Genomic DNA, 13,533 nt, shown 5'->3' on the forward strand with positions numbered 1-13,533 from the left:
CCATCACCCAAATTCTGGCATAGCTCCTGACTTCCCATCCTAATGCACACACAGTTGAAAGGCATGGCCCACAAGTTACGGACCAACAGTTGGAAGCCAGAGCACTTACAGGTGTCGCGCCCGATGGTTCAACATTGGCTGGAAACAAGATCCCACCGCTGTCGTCTGCATTCAATTCGGAAGGTGCGATGCTGCGTGCAGATAGCGTGATGAGAGGGCAGCCTTTGCAAGATGCGATTGCAGCAAACCCAACAGCCAATACTCATAGGTTTACATTTGACGTTGGCGAAGACGTTGGCTGAGGCTATCGGCGCATAGGGTCAGCTAACCCAAACAATGTCGGGCGAAATGGGCCACCAGAAAGGGTTGATGGACTAACACACGTCCAAGTCGCAGTGGAACGAAATCCAACAACAGGGGCATGGGAAACAATAACAATGATCCCATCACTACCATGATGAATTATTCGCAAAAGTTTCCCAATCTGACACACCTACTCAACGAAGTATCTATCGGCTTAACAGAGACAGAACTGAAAGGTCTTGTTAAGCGTGAAGCAGAACGTCACTCAGCTTTGAAACTCGAAATCATCAGGTCCTTCGAAGCCCCTAATTTCTCGTGGATGGAAATACTGAACTACCCCGAAATTGGTGAGGTCTACGAAGCAGAAACCGAAGAAGAAGCACGTGAATTTGCCGCTGAAATGTTCCTAAAACCTGTAATGAGCTAGTCATGTTTGATGTTAGGAAAATGAAACGAGCCTGCCGAACATGATCTCGATCCGGTTGCGGCGTTTGTAGCGGCGCTTGTCATACCTTATTGGCGTCTTGCGTTGCTTTCGGCCTGGTATGCAGGCGCGTATCCCCTTGTCCTGCAACGCTTCCCGGAACCAATCGGCGTCGTAGCCACGGTCCCCGAGCAGCCAGTCTACATTCGGCAGGCTGCTCCGCAGTGCCCGCGCGCCAATGTAGTCGCTGACCCGACCAGCGGCCACGCCCCCCTTTTTTCACGCCCATACTGGTCGCGGTTCGGTGAGCCTTCAGGTATGTCGCGTCCGCTGCCCGGCAGCGGTTTGTTAGCAAACCGTTGCCGGGCAACGGATCATCGACGCGTGGTTTGTCGTGGGACTTCGGGAGGTAAGGCTCCAAGCGCGCCATCCGCGCGTCGCTCAGCCAGAAAAAATCAGACATGTCACCGCTTTGTTTGCAGATGGTGAATCATGACGCTGCAATGAAATCAATGGGTCCTGACCCGAGACACTGAAAAGGCATGACGGAAGCGCCAATGGAGCTCATTCCGCTAGCCTCTGAATGTCTTGCGTGCCCGCATTTCAAATGCTTCGCGATGGTATTGCGCGACAAACCAGTGCGGCGCGAAATCTCGCGGATCGATAGCTTCTCTCGCTCAGACAGTCGCAGGTGCGCACTCCACGAATGGCCGGGTTTTACCTCGTCGTTGACGGCCGGACGTTTCATCTGCCACTTAGGCGGAGATAGCAGACAACCCCAACCATCTTTGCAGCCTTGGCCAGATCAGCGCATCCAGCGAAACCATGCCACCGCCCAACCAGAGCGGTATCAACAGCAAGAACCCCCACAGCAGCCGCTGATCAAGGATCAGGCCGTAAGGATCGGCATCAAACATACCCCCGATTGTCGCTCCGTCTACGCCATGGCCGTAGAGATCCGTCAGCGACATCACCACGAGAAACCCCATCATTGCAAGCGCAGCGGGGCGGGTGGCGAGGCCGAAAATGACCAGAAGCGGCAGGATCAGTTCGGCGAGCGCTCCTGCGAGGACCACAAGATGAAGCGGCCAAGCCAACGCTGAAGGGTCATATCCTGCGGTCTCCATCTGGCGCGGCAGAACCTGAATGTAGGCCCCAGCCGAAAGGCCGAACCCGTCGATTTTCGTAACAAACGAGTTCAGGAAGAACTGCAGCAGGATCGAGGCAAACAACAGCCGTGCGATCAGTGAAACGGCGCTCGCAGCAAAACCTTGAGTGCGGTCCCACGGGTTGAAAAGGGTTCTCAGGGCGAGGGTTAGCATCGGCTGTCCTTTCGCGATGAAGTAAGGGAAACGGATGCGCCCCGTGATGAAAGGGCGCATCCAGACGGTTCAGCTTTTCGGAAGGTCGCGATCAAGCGCACTTAGCGAGCCTACCCGATCGCCGGGCAGTTCGATCGTTGTGCAGGTGCCCGCTGGAACAAGTTTGAATGAGTTGCCCTGATAATCGACCTTCGAGGTGCCTGCGCAGGTCGTACCGGGTCCTGCGGCACAATCGTTCTGGCCTGCCAGCGCGACGCCGAAGCACTGTTCTTGTCCGGCTGCGGCGGCGGGGGTGGCGAATTGAGCGGCAAGCCCTGTGCTCAGGGCTGCGGCGATCATCAAGCTTTGTTTGTGAATGGTCATTTCTCTCAGTCCTCCAGTTGGTGCGAAAGCGTCATGCCTTCCGATAGTCGACTGCGTTGGGGGCCAGACGTTACGGCGATCACGCTTTCGTGACCGCAGGTCGGATAGCCGCGATCCCGAGAGCGCGCGGCGCACGCAGCGAAGCAAAAATTACATGGGCGATGTAACATTCGCGCCGCGATGGCGACTTGTAACTGCCGGGGAAGAGATGGCGAGACAGTCCGTTCAACTGTCGAAAGCCGCCTGAAACCCGCCTGTTTGACTGTTCAAGGAGATGTTTAATGAGCCGCCCAGCCTCGCACACCTTCCCCGGCACGATCCCGCCCCGCGCGGGCGTTGGTCTGAAACCTCAGCATTATCACGAGATACTCGAGACCCGCCCCGAAGTCGGCTTTTTCGAAGTTCACGCCGAGAATTACATGGGCGCAGGCGGCCCGCCGCACCGTTATCTCGAGGCAATCCGCGCCGAGTATCCCCTGTCGCTACATGGGGTAGGATTGTCGATTGGTGCGGATCGGCCGCTGGATAGCGATCATCTCGACCGGCTTGCGGCGCTGGTGACACGCTATCAGCCCGAGTTGTTCTCAGAACATCTCGCGTGGTCGTCTCACGATGCGGGCTTTTTTAATGATCTTTTGCCGGTGCCTTACACCAACGAAACCTTGAACCGGATCTGTGACCATATCGATCAGGTTCAATCAGTGCTTGGGCGGCAGATGTTGCTCGAAAATCCCTCGACGTATCTGGCGTTCACCGAAAGCACTTGGGAAGAGGTCGACTTCATCGCTGAAATTGCCCGGCGTAGCGGGTGCGGGTTGCTGCTGGACGTCAATAATGTGCATGTGTCGGCGGCCAATCAGAACTGGTTTCCGCGCGATTATATCGCGCGCTATCCGCTGGCACAGGTCCGCGAACTCCACCTCGCGGGGTTCGCCCCCGAGAGGGATGAGGCCGGGCAACCGCTGCTGATCGACAGTCATGACCGGCCGGTGGATCACGATGTCTGGGATCTTTACGCCTATACCTTGTCGCTAACCGGCCCGCTGCCGACGCTGATCGAGTGGGATGCCGATGTGCCGGCGTGGTCCACGCTTTTGGCCGAGGCGCAGCGTGCAGACGCCGTAATGGACGCAACTTGTAATGAGGGTGTCGAGCATGCCGTCGCTCTTTGAACGTCAAGCCGATTTCGGTGCCGCGCTATTGGACCCGGCGCGCGCTGTGCCCGAGGGGCTTGTCGGGCCCGATGGTCGCCCGAGCGCCCGCCGCTTTGCCGTCTATCGCAACAATGTGGTCTTAAGCTTGATCGACGCGCTGGCCGAAGCTTATCCGGTTGTGCAGCGTTTGGTGGGAGAGGATTTCTTTGGCGCCACGGCGCGGGTTTTTGTCACCGAAAATCCACCCGATAGCCCGGTCATGCTGCGCTATGGCGCAGGTTTTGCTGACTTTCTAGATGGCTTTCCCCCGCTGGAAAACCTGCCCTATATCGGTGACGTCGCGCGGGTGGAACGGGCCTATCTGGCCTCGTATCACGCCCCCGAGGCGACGGCGCTTACGGTCGAGGCGATGATGGCGACGGCCCCCGAAACGCTGCTCGAGATGGGCATGGTGCTGCATCCGTCATGCCGCATCGTGACCTCGGATTATCCGGTGGGCACGATCTGGCAGGAAAACAGCGCTGCCGGACAGCCGGCCCCGATCGACCTTGCCGTTGGGGGCGAGACTGTGCTGATCGCGCGCCCCGAAGCGCGGGTCGATCTGCGCCTGCTGCCCGAGGCCCCCGCACAATTTCTTCTTAGCCTTGGCGCGGGACATAGCCTGACGCGGGCCGCCGAGACCGCGCTGCGCACCACGCCTGATCAGGACATATCCTCGTTGCTAAGCGGCGTGATCAGCCTTGGTCTGATCGTCGGCTTGCAACCGGTAGCCTGCGAAAGTGCGGCAACGCGCGACTGATTGCGCCAATGCCCGCGATTGGGCGGGACGCGCAAAGCGTCGCTCATGGCCTTGAGCGGCAAGCCCGGTTGGGCAGGACAAATGATGCCACCTCCGTGGCGAAAACAAAGGGATCGCATGCAAATCGATTTTTCAAATGAGGACACTCTTGTGCGCTTGCTCGTATCGGGCGATCGCGCGGCGTTTGAGCATGTGTTTCGCAAGCACAATGCCTCGCTGATCCGCATTTGCGCTGGCATCTGCAAAAACCGCGCGACAGCGGAAGAAGTGGTTCAGGATGCCTGGGTGGCGGTTCTCAAGAACATCGGCGGTTTTCAGGGGCGCTCTAGCTTGGCTGGCTGGATCTATACCATTGTTTTGAATAAGGCGCGCACGCGGGCGAAGCGCGATGGACGCTCGGTCTCGTTTGATGACGGGGGCGATGACAACAGCCTTGCCGCCGCATTTGACGGGCGCGGGCGCTGGAAGGATCAACCTGATCTTTGGGAAGAGGTAACCCCCGAACGCATCGTTGCCGGGCGTAGCGTGATGGCGCATGTGAGTGCCGCGATTGAGGCGCTGCCGTCGGGCCAACGCGCCGTGATCGAGCTGCGCGCACAACAGGGGTTGGACGCCGCCGAGGTTTGTTCAATTCTCGATATTTCCGAGGCCAACATGCGGGTGCTGCTCCATCGTGCCCGCTTGGCCGTAAGGGCGGCACTTGATGGGCTGCTTTAACGGGGGGTTGAATGTCGCTGGAAGAAAAGCAATCTGAAATCTGTAACACTGCGTGGCTTTGGTTGTCTAATGACTGTGAGCCAACGGAAAGGGCATCGTCGGATGATTACTTGCAAAGACGTTTCTGAGCGTGCCAGCGATTTGATCGACGGGAAACTAGGCCCGTGGCAGACCCTTCAAATGCGACTGCATCTTGCGATGTGTCGCGGGTGTGAGCGGTTTGTCGGCCAGATGCGAACGACCCGCGATCTGACCGAATCCACGCCCGTATCAGACAGCGCAGCACCCGAAGGTGGCGATGACGCAGAGATCGATACAATCCTTTCCAGGCTGCACGACACACAGCAACCAGAGGACTGACGTCCTCTAGAGAAGGATAGATGTCATGCAAAAACTACCAGCCGGCCTTGTTGCCGGGTTCATAGGGACTGTCGTTTTGTCGGCGATGATGCTCGTCAAGGCGATGATGGGGCTGATGCCGCAGCTTGATGTCGTTGCGATGCTCAGCGCGATGATGGGGGCGCCGATTGCCTTTGGATGGCTCGCGCATTTCATGATCGGAACGCTGGCTTGGGGCGGTGCCTTTGCGCTGTTTTATGACCGGATTCCGGGTGGCTCCGCGCCAATCAAAGGCGTGGTCTTTGGCGTGGCTGCTTGGCTTGCGATGATGCTTTTCGTCCTGCCAATGGCGGGTGCGGGTCTGTTCGGACTGGCGTTGGGCATGATGGCGCCGGTGATGACGCTGATGCTGCACATCATCTTTGGCCTCGTCCTTGGAGCCACATTCCAGATACTGGCCACACCGCGATTGCAACATTCGTAACCGAACGCTTGGGCCCGGTCGCGTCTTGGCCGGGCCGCATTTCGCACGGAGAAGCCGATGGACAATTGGATCACCCGAAGCTGCGATACGTTTCTCGATCGGATCGGTCGACGCTTGGCGGGCAAGCTCAATCGGCCAAGCTCGGGATATATCCCCTTCACCCCGTCCGATTTCGACACGCTTTGCCGTGTGCTTCAACCCGGCGATGTGGTTCTGATTGAAGGGCGGGAACGCGTTGCGAACGCGATCAAATACCTCACCCAATCCACTTGGTCTCATGCTGCGATGTATGTTGGCGACGCGCTACCCGCGCCAGATGGCGGCGCAGAGCCGCACAGGCTGATCGAGGTGAATTTGGGTGAAGGCTGCGTGTCGGCGCCCCTTGGCAAATACGCAAGCTATAACACCCGCATCTGCCGCCCCGTCGGGCTGACTGCCGCGGAATGCCAGAAGATTATCGGTTTTATGAAAGACCGCATTGGACTGCGCTATGACTTGCGCAACATTTTCGATCTCCTGCGATATTTTTTTCCAACGCCGCCGGTGCCTGTCCGATGGCGCAGGCGGATGCTGGCCGTTGGTTCGGGCGATCCGACGCGCGCGATCTGTTCATCGCTGATCGCTCAGGCCTTCCAGTCGGTTCGCTATCCGATCTTGCCAGAATCGCGCGTTCCGGAAATCGGGCCTGCGATGGATCCCGATCAGAGGGACCTCCTGCATATTCGTCATCACTCGCTGTTCGTGCCGCGCGACTTTGACCTCTCGCCCTATTTTCAGGTGATTAAGCCCTATCTGGTGGAGTCGTTTGATCCACATTTACTGCAATGGGACGAAACCCTACCGTCTGCCTGACGAGAACGCTACGCCCTCGCGGGGCGACGTCGGGGCCTGTCTTTTGGTCTAAATCTGTCGGATATTTGTGCTCATCCAGCAAGAGGAATCCTGTCAATCGATCGCCCCGGTCCCGGCCCAAAAACAGTTGCATGATCGAGCCTTTGGACAAATGCGCCCCGCCCGATTTTCGATCTGTATAAAAGTGACCGGGCGCCCGCATGTTGCAGCCGCCCGGTATCTGTCGATTGCAAACGGATCAACCTTCGCGGCTCGGAGGGTCGACGAGGCCCGTCTCAGGAAAATGGGTCACATCCACAAGATCACCCGCCTCAAGGCCCATACGCACCCTCTCTTTGTTAAAATAGAGATCACCGGCTTTGACCTGAACCTTATGCTCGGAAACGACGGCGGTCGGCGGGGCACCGGGGCGCTCGTTCGTTTGCGGACCGGCAGCGAATGCGGCACCTGCGAACAGTGCCAGAACGGCAGAAGTTGCAACGATACGTTTCATGATAGTCTCCTTGATTTAAAGTGTCCTACGGTCAGTGTCTTGACCGTGACAGGCCGTTATGACCCGTTACCTTAAAGACTTCTCACACGGCGATCGGTTACAATTCGAATGATGATTTGTTGCACGCGAATGACTGTCGTAGCGTAAAGTGCGCCGCACCGACCGGCCTATTTGCGTAGGTTCCGCACCCCACCGAGACCGCAATTCAGCGCCAGACACTCGGTCCGTGTTTTCGGAAAACGGCTTGCCTAAGTTGGACACCATCGCGCAGTTCGGAAAACCATCTCCAATGGTGCGGGGCCTTGATTGTCTTCGCGCTCTCAGATGAGCTTGGCATGTGCCGGCCCCGGTTTCGTGCGGCAACGAATGACCGGTTCGACGAGCTGCACCGCAGCATCACGATACTCCATTGAAGGTCCCCTCTCGGCCGACTGCTTCGCATTCGCCTGCCGGGCAATGGACGGCGCGATCTGCAGGGGTCTGCCCAAGACAGTGCAGCATGGCAGCTTTGACGGCCTCGGTCGTCCGATGCTTGAAATGGATGAGGTTCTGGCGCGTGCTTTGATCCCGCTGCTGGATGCGCGTCGGGTCTTGTATCAGCACTTTCTGGAACTGGATCGCCTGGTCAAACGCGCCGCCTCCCGGGATGCGACATGCCTGCGGATGATGACCGTTCCCGGTGTCGGACCTATTGCGGCGCTGACTTTCAAGGCTGCCGTTGACAATCCTGGCCGGATTTCAAAAGCCGGAGACCGGGATGTCCGATCAACTCATTACGCGGCCGCGAACGCCCTGCTGATGCGCAAGATGGCCAGCTCTCAGATCAAATCCTGAGGGATGCGACTGATGAAAACCAGAGCGCGCCGCCGCGCCGTTGTCGTCGTGGCCAGAAAATTGGCTGTTCTGCTGCACCGTATGTGGGCAGATGGCACCGGGAAGCGCGTCCCAAAGCAAGGCTCTCCACTGCCAATCCGACATATGCGTGCAGCGATGCCACCACGGCATCACCCAGACTGCGAAGAGAACCCTGACCCGGAGGCGTGAGAGGCGGCAAAGCCGGACGAAGCCGATGGTTGCGTCCTTGTCGTCTGGCTGTTGTCTGAGATGCATCATCGGCGCGACCGTTCAGCCGGGAAGCCCGTCGATCCTTTCGATGGAGGCCAGGTCGTTGTCCCAGTTCGCGCGACTGGAACAGCAGATATGCGCGTTGGGTCGTATGTCGATCCGGCTGTCGAGCGACCCTGCAGGCACCACAAGTAAACCAACCTCCGGCTGGGAAACAGGCAGCGCAGACCCGCAGTCGGAGCAAAAGCTCTTCACGTGCCGTGACCCGGAGAGCCGGAACGTCTTGATGTTTGCCTCGCCTGAAACCCAAATGAGTCTCGCCGTGGACGAAAACAGGTTTGCCGAATGGGCCGAACCGCTATCCTTGCGGCAGCGGGCGCAGTGGCATAGGAAAAAGCTCTCGAACTCTCCCGATATGCGGAACGTCACAGCGCCACACAGGCATTGTCCCGTAGTCGGATTGTCGTCCATTCACACTCCTCGCGACAGACAAGCCCCTGCCGCCAGTCGACCGCATTTTCATTGATCCCTTGTATCCACGTGTTGGATCACGGTCAAAGCTTCAACGGCCGAATGCGCGACGAGCTGCTGGGAGGCGAGCAGCGAGATCGACTAGCATAACGACGCGCGCGCGTGTCTTTGATCCGTTTTTCCGTGTCGACAGCAGCGGGACAAAACCGGGCTGCGGGCTGGGTATGTCGCTCATCAAGGCGATTGCAGAGCGTCACGGTGCAGACATCACGCTAAGCGACAATGCGCAGGTCCTGCGGGTGACGATCCGCTTTCCTGATCGCAGGGCGAACCCGACGCGCGTTGAGACCCGGGGGGCTTGAATACGCTTAACAAGCAAAATTTCGCGCGGCGCGACAAGCTGGAGATCACCCCCATCCTCAGCGCAGCCCCGAAAGCCGCGTCGCGCAACGTATTTAGCAACGAGACGCTGGCCCCAGCCGCAGGCGATCAAAAGCGCGCAAACCGTGAATGCTGCGATTGCCGTAAGACCGGCCCGGCAAACACGTCTGAGGGGGCTCGGAAGTTGCCCTTTCCCCAACGAGAGCCATTATTGATCTGTGACAGCAACCCAGTATTCTCTTGGAAGGAAGACAGGTATGGATGAGATCGACGCCAATGTCGGGCTGATATTTGACAAGCTGGACCTTTGGCTGGACGGCTTTTTCAAACTGCTTCCCAATATCTTCGTGGCAATTGTGGTCGCGGTGTTCTTCTGGTTCGTCGGTCTGGGCGTCGCCAAGCTGGTGCGGCAGGCCGCCATCCGGCGCGGGCGCGAAAACCTTGGCGAGGTCGCGGGGTCGCTGTTTCGCTGGTCCCTCGTTGTCGTCGGCTTCATGCTGGCGGTGACAATCGTGGCGCCATCGGTCTCGCCGGGCGATCTGATCGCGGGGCTCGGGGTCAGCTCTGTCGCCATCGGTTTCGCCTTTAAGGATATCTTGCAAAATATGCTGGCGGGCATCCTGATCTTGCTGCGCCAGCCCTTCGAGATCGGCGACCAGATCGTCTCGGGCGGGCATGAGGGCACGGTCGAAAAGATCGAGACCCGCGCGACGATGATCACGACCTATGATGGCCGCCGCGTCGTTATTCCAAATTCGGTGATTTATACTGACAGCGTCGTCGTCAACACCGCGTTTGAGACGCGGCGGTCGCAATACGATATCGGCATCGGTTGCAATGACGATTGGGACAAGGCGCGCGACATCATCGAGAAAGCCTGCGCAACTGTCGAAGGTGTCCAAAGCGATCCAGCGCCGGAAACCATCCCGATGGAGCTGGGCGATTTCGCCAATGTCGTTCGTCTGCGCTGGTGGACGAAATCGGACCGCGCATCGCAGATCCACACCTTTGGCAGGGTCTTGCAGGCGGTCTATATCGCGCTGGATGACGAAGGTATCGACATGCCCTATCCGACGCAGGTGCATCTGTTCCACGATCAGACCGAGGAAACGGATGGCGACCGCAGATTGCAGCGCGAAGGCTGGCCCGCCGGACGTGGCGATGTGCCCAAACCGCGCCACGCCGCATCGGCTGATAAGTGATCCAAGAACCGGAAGTGATGGGCATAGCGGCTCCCCCATCCGGCCATGATGCGCAACTTCTAGTGTCGGTCGGGTGCATTGCGGTGCTTGGAATACGCTGATGCTTGGGAATATCGTGGGCAGCCTTACCGTACCCGACCTTGATTGGATTGCGGACACGGTTTGCGACCTTACTGCCGGAAAATGCAGATATGCGTTGTCGGGCACTTGCTAATTTGGTGCACAGCAATAGCGAAAATCACATCCAAATATCGGTCGATGCTTCACCCCATACCAGAGCGAGCCGGGCGCGTCTTTGCCCGGTTTCTATCGTCTCGCCAGCTTAAAAGGGATATCACCCCCCAAGTCAGGCAGTAGATTGCACCCAAACCCAGAACATATTGCCCCTGCACAGGCCCGATGGTCGCGCGGTCTATCAATTGCGGTGCTGAGGTTAAAGGGTCGGGATGAACAAATAGCTTCCCGAGATAGGCTGTGCTTTGAATGAGCAGTATCCAGAAGTAATTTCGCCGAATACGCCGCCCGATTGCCACAGCCATGGAAACGTGGTGCGTCGGTCTCCAATAGTCTTCGGCGAGAACGCGTTGCCAACCCTCCTCCATGTGCAGATTGCCATCGTGCAGCATTGGCGCGAAAAAATGCAATTCCATCCATCTGCAACGCGCACGCCAAACATTGAAATAGCGATACCGACGCGCCTCTAGCATCAAGAAGAAGAAGATCAAGACACCCACAAGTATCAAAGGCAACGGGGATGCGGCGGGTGACGAAAACGCAATCGAGAGCGCGATCCCCAGCGTTACAACCGCCCAGTTCGTCGTCGTGTCGAGCCGTGTACGCCAAAGCGTCGATCTGTAGACTTCGCCGCGATATAGATGCGCTATCGCCCCAATCTCGGCTGCGTCAAGCTGTTTGCGTTCTTCGCCATTCTCAACCGCCATAGCGAGCCTCCCCCACGGATAGCGTTGCATGAAGCACATTCACCACACAACAATTATCCTGACCGGCGCCATGTATGTCGGGTCAAAGCGGTCTTTATCTTGGCTCACAACAAGAACGCCAAGAGAGGTCGAAGACCACGCTTGGCCTTTTAAGACGCTCGATAACCGATGAAAGCGGTGGAGGTGGTTGGTTGAACGCGACCGGTTCGAGAGAGGCCACAAACGGGGTATTTTCGCAAAGATGATAGCGGATTTGGCCGCCATGCACGGTGACACGAAAACCGTCATGATTGATGCGACCTATCTACTGCCCGGCGGGGATTTGCCTGCAAACCGCGCAAGGGTTCGCCTCCATCAGACTTCGGGCATGATAGCCCGAGAATCGTTTCCATTTCGCCCGCCCAAGGCGGCCGGTCGCCCTAAGAATGATCGCGCGGGCGCTTGCTGCGAACACTCGCTCCACCGTCGCAATCGACACCAAGGTTTAGCAACCTGGCGTTGACTTCAATCGATATTTATATGAGGTATTTGAGGTGTCTGAAGCGAATTGGGCTTTCGTTAGCAGCCTGTCTTGAGCGCCGTCACATCCTTGGTCAATAAAGACCTCGAAAGTGGGCGGCGCTTTGCCAAGCTACATGCCCCGGAGGCGAACCAAATGACTGGACTTCTGCCAAGTGATCGCGCAATCGCTCAATCCTCCCTTCTTCTCAACCAGCTGCCGCAGGATGTGCAGGATATGCTGCTCGAAAGCGCGCGCGCGATCGAGTTTGATCGCGGCTCCACCATTTTCTTGCAGGGCGAGCAGGCGCGCGCGATCTATATCGTGGCCAAAGGTTGGGTGAAACTATTCCGGATTTCGCCCAACGGCGCAGAGGCGGTTGTCGGCGTTTTCACCAAGGGGCGCAGTTTCGGGGAAGCCGTGGCCTTTCGACATGACATCTACCCCGTATCGGCCGAGGCGGTGACCTATTGCCGTCTGATCCGCATTGAGGCCTCGGTCTTTTTGCAGATGATCCGTGAAAATCATGAAGTGACTCTGGCGATCCTTACGGCGACATACACCCATCTGCATTCGCTGGTCGCGCAGGTCGAGGCGCTGAAAGCGCGGACAGGGGCGCAGCGCGTGGCCGAGTTCCTGCTCGACCTCGCCGATTGCAGCACCGGGGACTGCCGGGTGCGCCTGCCCTACGACAAGGGGCTGATTGCAGGGCGTTTGGGAATGAAACCCGAAAGCCTGAGCCGCGCCTTTGGCAAATTGAAATCCATCGGAGTCACGGTCACGCGCGAGACCGCCGAAATCGGCGATTTGCACGCGCTGCGCGATTTCGCCGACGAAGATCCCGCAAACGCTTGGAATAAATCATGAAAACGCCTCTGCAAACCGCTCTCGATGCCGTTGACGCGGCCAATGCCGCCGACCCTGACACCAGCGAAACCCGTCCCGCCGCGCTGCTTTACGGCGAGCGGATGACAACCGAGCTTGACCGGCTTTTCCCCGAGGCCTCCGATGTGCTGCGCATCGCCGCGCGTGGCCAGCATATCGAGCGCTGGCTGCTGCCGCGCAAGGACTTCCCCGAAGGCCGCACGGGCTATCTCGACTGGCGCCGCGAACAGGGTCGGCGGCACGGTGCACGCGTGGCCGGGATTATGGCCGAGGCGGGCTATGAGGCGGAGGACTGCGACCGCGCAGGCGTGATGCTGCGCAAGGAAGGGATCAAGCGCGACGCAGAGGTGCAGGCGCTGGAAGACGTGATCTGTTTCGTCTTTCTCAAGTGGTATTTTGCGCCCTTCTCGGGCACGCAGTCGCCCGAGGCGCTCGACAAGATCGTGCGGCGCACGGCGCGCAAGATGTCGGCTGAGGGGCGCGCGCGGGTGCTGGAAGAATTCGATCTGCCCGAGGCGCTGGCCGGGGCGTTCCGCGATCAGGAGGCCGGTTAAACGCGCGGCCAAGACGGCCCCATCAAACCCGTCTCAAACCGCCCCGGCGGCCACGGCAAGCCCCATCGCCCCCAGCATGAATAGCCCGAGCACAAACGCAAAGCCCCGGCTCCACGCTGGCACCTGCGACAGGCCAAGGTAGACATTCAAAACGATCTGCGCCTTGACCCAGGCCAGCGCGAGGATCGCCACGGCGGCCACTGCCCCCGTGCTGCCAGACCATGCAAGCAGCGTGCTGCCCACCGACAGCGCCACCAGAACCAGCCATCCTTGCGTTGCGGTCAT

The 13,533-nt window shown here is 58.6% G+C and carries 18 protein-coding genes and 4 pseudogenes; 13 read left to right on the plus strand and 9 right to left on the minus strand.

The window, feature by feature from the left end; all coding sequences use genetic code 11:
* Window positions 1–421 precede the first annotated feature (421 nt).
* A complete protein-coding gene (locus DT23_RS08500; protein WP_038130446.1) occupies window positions 422–730 on the plus strand; it encodes a hypothetical protein in 309 nt (102 codons plus the stop codon).
* Window positions 731–757: 27 nt separating this feature from the next.
* On the opposite strand, the pseudogene DT23_RS18980 reads toward DT23_RS08500, so the two are convergent.
* The 4 genes and pseudogenes from DT23_RS18980 to DT23_RS08515 form a co-directional block, all read right to left on the minus strand.
* A pseudogene (locus DT23_RS18980) lies at window positions 758–1,190 on the minus strand (transposase); the annotation flags it as partial.
* A 138-nt stretch (window positions 1,191–1,328) separates the two neighbouring features.
* A pseudogene (locus tag DT23_RS19805) lies at window positions 1,329–1,475 on the minus strand (winged helix-turn-helix transcriptional regulator); the annotation flags it as partial.
* A gap of 7 nt (window positions 1,476–1,482) precedes the next feature.
* A complete protein-coding gene (locus DT23_RS08510) occupies window positions 1,483–2,049 on the minus strand; it encodes a DoxX family protein (protein WP_038130505.1) in 567 nt (188 codons plus the stop codon).
* 69 nt (window positions 2,050–2,118) lie between these two features.
* Window positions 2,119–2,412, minus strand: coding sequence for a BufA1 family periplasmic bufferin-type metallophore (locus DT23_RS08515; protein WP_038130447.1), 294 nt, complete (start codon window positions 2,410–2,412; stop codon window positions 2,119–2,121).
* Window positions 2,413–2,693: 281 nt separating this feature from the next.
* On the opposite strand from DT23_RS08515, the gene bufB reads away from it, so the two are divergent.
* The 6 genes from bufB (at window position 2,694) to DT23_RS08545 (ending at window position 6,757) form a co-directional block, all read left to right on the plus strand.
* On the plus strand, window positions 2,694–3,584 hold the full coding sequence (gene bufB, locus DT23_RS08520; protein ID WP_038130449.1) for an MNIO family bufferin maturase: 891 nt from the start codon (window positions 2,694–2,696) through the stop codon (window positions 3,582–3,584).
* A complete protein-coding gene (locus DT23_RS08525) occupies window positions 3,568–4,365 on the plus strand; it encodes an HvfC/BufC N-terminal domain-containing protein (protein WP_038130450.1) in 798 nt (265 codons plus the stop codon). The genes bufB and DT23_RS08525 overlap by 17 nt, the downstream gene beginning before the upstream one ends.
* A 117-nt stretch (window positions 4,366–4,482) precedes the next feature.
* Complete coding sequence (locus DT23_RS08530) at window positions 4,483–5,082, plus strand: RNA polymerase sigma factor (protein ID WP_038130451.1); 600 nt, start codon at window positions 4,483–4,485, stop codon at window positions 5,080–5,082.
* Window positions 5,083–5,184: 102 nt separating this feature from the next.
* Window positions 5,185–5,442 carry an anti-sigma factor family protein gene (locus DT23_RS20310; RefSeq protein WP_038130453.1) on the plus strand — a complete coding sequence of 86 codons (258 nt, stop codon included), beginning with the start codon at window positions 5,185–5,187 and terminating at the stop codon, window positions 5,440–5,442.
* Between the two features lie 25 nt (window positions 5,443–5,467).
* Entirely contained in the window at window positions 5,468–5,905 is a 438-nt protein-coding gene (locus tag DT23_RS08540; protein WP_038130454.1) for a DUF6789 family protein, read from the plus strand.
* Between the two features lie 57 nt (window positions 5,906–5,962).
* Window positions 5,963–6,757 (plus strand): YiiX/YebB-like N1pC/P60 family cysteine hydrolase, encoded by a 795-nt coding sequence (locus DT23_RS08545; RefSeq protein ID WP_205618231.1) that lies wholly within the window; start codon window positions 5,963–5,965, stop codon window positions 6,755–6,757.
* Window positions 6,758–6,995: 238 nt separating this feature from the next.
* Here DT23_RS08545 and DT23_RS08550 read toward each other — a convergent pair whose 3' ends face one another.
* The gene (locus DT23_RS08550) at window positions 6,996–7,250 is read right to left on the minus strand and encodes a hypothetical protein (protein WP_038130455.1); all 255 of its coding nucleotides are present in this window, start codon (window positions 7,248–7,250) and stop codon (window positions 6,996–6,998) included.
* Window positions 7,251–7,616: 366 nt separating this feature from the next.
* Between DT23_RS08550 and DT23_RS08555 the strand changes: the two genes are divergently transcribed.
* Window positions 7,617–8,084, plus strand: a complete 468-nt coding sequence (locus DT23_RS08555; protein ID WP_240473574.1) for a hypothetical protein — start codon at window positions 7,617–7,619, stop codon at window positions 8,082–8,084.
* A 291-nt stretch (window positions 8,085–8,375) separates the two neighbouring features.
* On the opposite strand, the gene DT23_RS18990 is transcribed toward DT23_RS08555, so the two are convergent.
* Window positions 8,376–8,786 (minus strand): GFA family protein, encoded by a 411-nt coding sequence (locus tag DT23_RS18990; RefSeq protein WP_081847020.1) that lies wholly within the window; start codon window positions 8,784–8,786, stop codon window positions 8,376–8,378.
* A 59-nt stretch (window positions 8,787–8,845) separates the two neighbouring features.
* Here DT23_RS18990 and DT23_RS20260 point away from each other — a divergent pair, with 59 nt between their 5' ends.
* Together DT23_RS20260 and DT23_RS08560 are read left to right on the plus strand one after the other, a co-directional pair.
* The gene (locus DT23_RS20260; RefSeq protein ID WP_338064220.1) at window positions 8,846–9,148 is read left to right on the plus strand and encodes a sensor histidine kinase; all 303 of its coding nucleotides are present in this window, start codon (window positions 8,846–8,848) and stop codon (window positions 9,146–9,148) included.
* Window positions 9,149–9,424: 276 nt separating this feature from the next.
* Window positions 9,425–10,369, plus strand: a complete 945-nt coding sequence (locus DT23_RS08560; protein ID WP_051697151.1) for a mechanosensitive ion channel family protein — start codon at window positions 9,425–9,427, stop codon at window positions 10,367–10,369.
* A 263-nt stretch (window positions 10,370–10,632) separates the two neighbouring features.
* On the opposite strand, the gene DT23_RS08565 is transcribed toward DT23_RS08560, so the two are convergent.
* Window positions 10,633–11,340, minus strand: coding sequence for a DUF2270 domain-containing protein (locus tag DT23_RS08565; protein ID WP_420804684.1), 708 nt, complete (start codon window positions 11,338–11,340; stop codon window positions 10,633–10,635).
* 190 nt (window positions 11,341–11,530) lie between these two features.
* On the opposite strand from DT23_RS08565, the pseudogene DT23_RS19990 reads away from it, so the two are divergent.
* Window positions 11,531–11,617: pseudogene (locus DT23_RS19990) on the plus strand (IS5/IS1182 family transposase); the annotation flags it as partial.
* 39 nt (window positions 11,618–11,656) lie between these two features.
* Here the strand turns inward: DT23_RS19990 and DT23_RS19435 are convergent.
* Window positions 11,657–11,758: pseudogene (locus DT23_RS19435) on the minus strand (IS5/IS1182 family transposase); the annotation flags it as partial.
* A 207-nt stretch (window positions 11,759–11,965) separates the two neighbouring features.
* Here DT23_RS19435 and DT23_RS08570 point away from each other — a divergent pair.
* Both DT23_RS08570 and DT23_RS08575 read left to right on the plus strand, forming a co-directional pair.
* Entirely contained in the window at window positions 11,966–12,676 is a 711-nt protein-coding gene (locus tag DT23_RS08570; protein ID WP_038130456.1) for a Crp/Fnr family transcriptional regulator, read from the plus strand.
* Window positions 12,673–13,248, plus strand: coding sequence for a DUF4202 domain-containing protein (locus DT23_RS08575; RefSeq protein ID WP_038130458.1), 576 nt, complete (start codon window positions 12,673–12,675; stop codon window positions 13,246–13,248). The genes DT23_RS08570 and DT23_RS08575 overlap by 4 nt, the downstream gene beginning before the upstream one ends.
* Window positions 13,249–13,281: 33 nt before the next feature.
* On the opposite strand, the gene DT23_RS08580 is transcribed toward DT23_RS08575, so the two are convergent.
* Window positions 13,282–13,533 (minus strand): cytochrome C oxidase subunit IV family protein, encoded by a 252-nt coding sequence (locus tag DT23_RS08580; RefSeq protein ID WP_038130460.1) that lies wholly within the window; start codon window positions 13,531–13,533, stop codon window positions 13,282–13,284.

Source organism: Thioclava indica (genome assembly GCF_000714545.1).
In the GTDB taxonomy this organism is placed as follows: domain Bacteria; phylum Pseudomonadota; class Alphaproteobacteria; order Rhodobacterales; family Rhodobacteraceae; genus Thioclava; species Thioclava indica.

Excerpts from the sequence above, each read along its gene's own strand:
- DT23_RS08500 (WP_038130446.1), top strand. The coding sequence starts at position 422 with ATGGGAAACAATAACAATGATCCCATCACTACCATGATGAATTATTCG.
- DT23_RS08510 (WP_038130505.1), bottom strand. The coding sequence starts at position 2,049 with ATGCTAACCCTCGCCCTGAGAACCCTTTTCAACCCGTGGGACCGCACT.
- DT23_RS08515 (WP_038130447.1), bottom strand. The coding sequence starts at position 2,412 with ATGACCATTCACAAACAAAGCTTGATGATCGCCGCAGCCCTGAGCACA.
- bufB (WP_038130449.1), top strand. The coding sequence starts at position 2,694 with ATGAGCCGCCCAGCCTCGCACACCTTCCCCGGCACGATCCCGCCCCGC.
- DT23_RS08525 (WP_038130450.1), top strand. The coding sequence starts at position 3,568 with ATGCCGTCGCTCTTTGAACGTCAAGCCGATTTCGGTGCCGCGCTATTG.
- DT23_RS08530 (WP_038130451.1), top strand. The coding sequence starts at position 4,483 with ATGCAAATCGATTTTTCAAATGAGGACACTCTTGTGCGCTTGCTCGTA.
- DT23_RS20310 (WP_038130453.1), top strand. The coding sequence starts at position 5,185 with ATGATTACTTGCAAAGACGTTTCTGAGCGTGCCAGCGATTTGATCGAC.
- DT23_RS08540 (WP_038130454.1), top strand. The coding sequence starts at position 5,468 with ATGCAAAAACTACCAGCCGGCCTTGTTGCCGGGTTCATAGGGACTGTC.
- DT23_RS08545 (WP_205618231.1), top strand. The coding sequence starts at position 5,963 with ATGGACAATTGGATCACCCGAAGCTGCGATACGTTTCTCGATCGGATC.
- DT23_RS08550 (WP_038130455.1), bottom strand. The coding sequence starts at position 7,250 with ATGAAACGTATCGTTGCAACTTCTGCCGTTCTGGCACTGTTCGCAGGT.
- DT23_RS08555 (WP_240473574.1), top strand. The coding sequence starts at position 7,617 with ATGACCGGTTCGACGAGCTGCACCGCAGCATCACGATACTCCATTGAA.
- DT23_RS18990 (WP_081847020.1), bottom strand. The coding sequence starts at position 8,786 with ATGGACGACAATCCGACTACGGGACAATGCCTGTGTGGCGCTGTGACG.
- DT23_RS08560 (WP_051697151.1), top strand. The coding sequence starts at position 9,425 with ATGGATGAGATCGACGCCAATGTCGGGCTGATATTTGACAAGCTGGAC.
- DT23_RS08565 (WP_420804684.1), bottom strand. The coding sequence starts at position 11,340 with ATGCAACGCTATCCGTGGGGGAGGCTCGCTATGGCGGTTGAGAATGGC.
- DT23_RS08570 (WP_038130456.1), top strand. The coding sequence starts at position 11,966 with ATGACTGGACTTCTGCCAAGTGATCGCGCAATCGCTCAATCCTCCCTT.
- DT23_RS08575 (WP_038130458.1), top strand. The coding sequence starts at position 12,673 with ATGAAAACGCCTCTGCAAACCGCTCTCGATGCCGTTGACGCGGCCAAT.
- DT23_RS08580 (WP_038130460.1), bottom strand. The coding sequence starts at position 13,533 with ATGACCGCAACGCAAGGATGGCTGGTTCTGGTGGCGCTGTCGGTGGGC.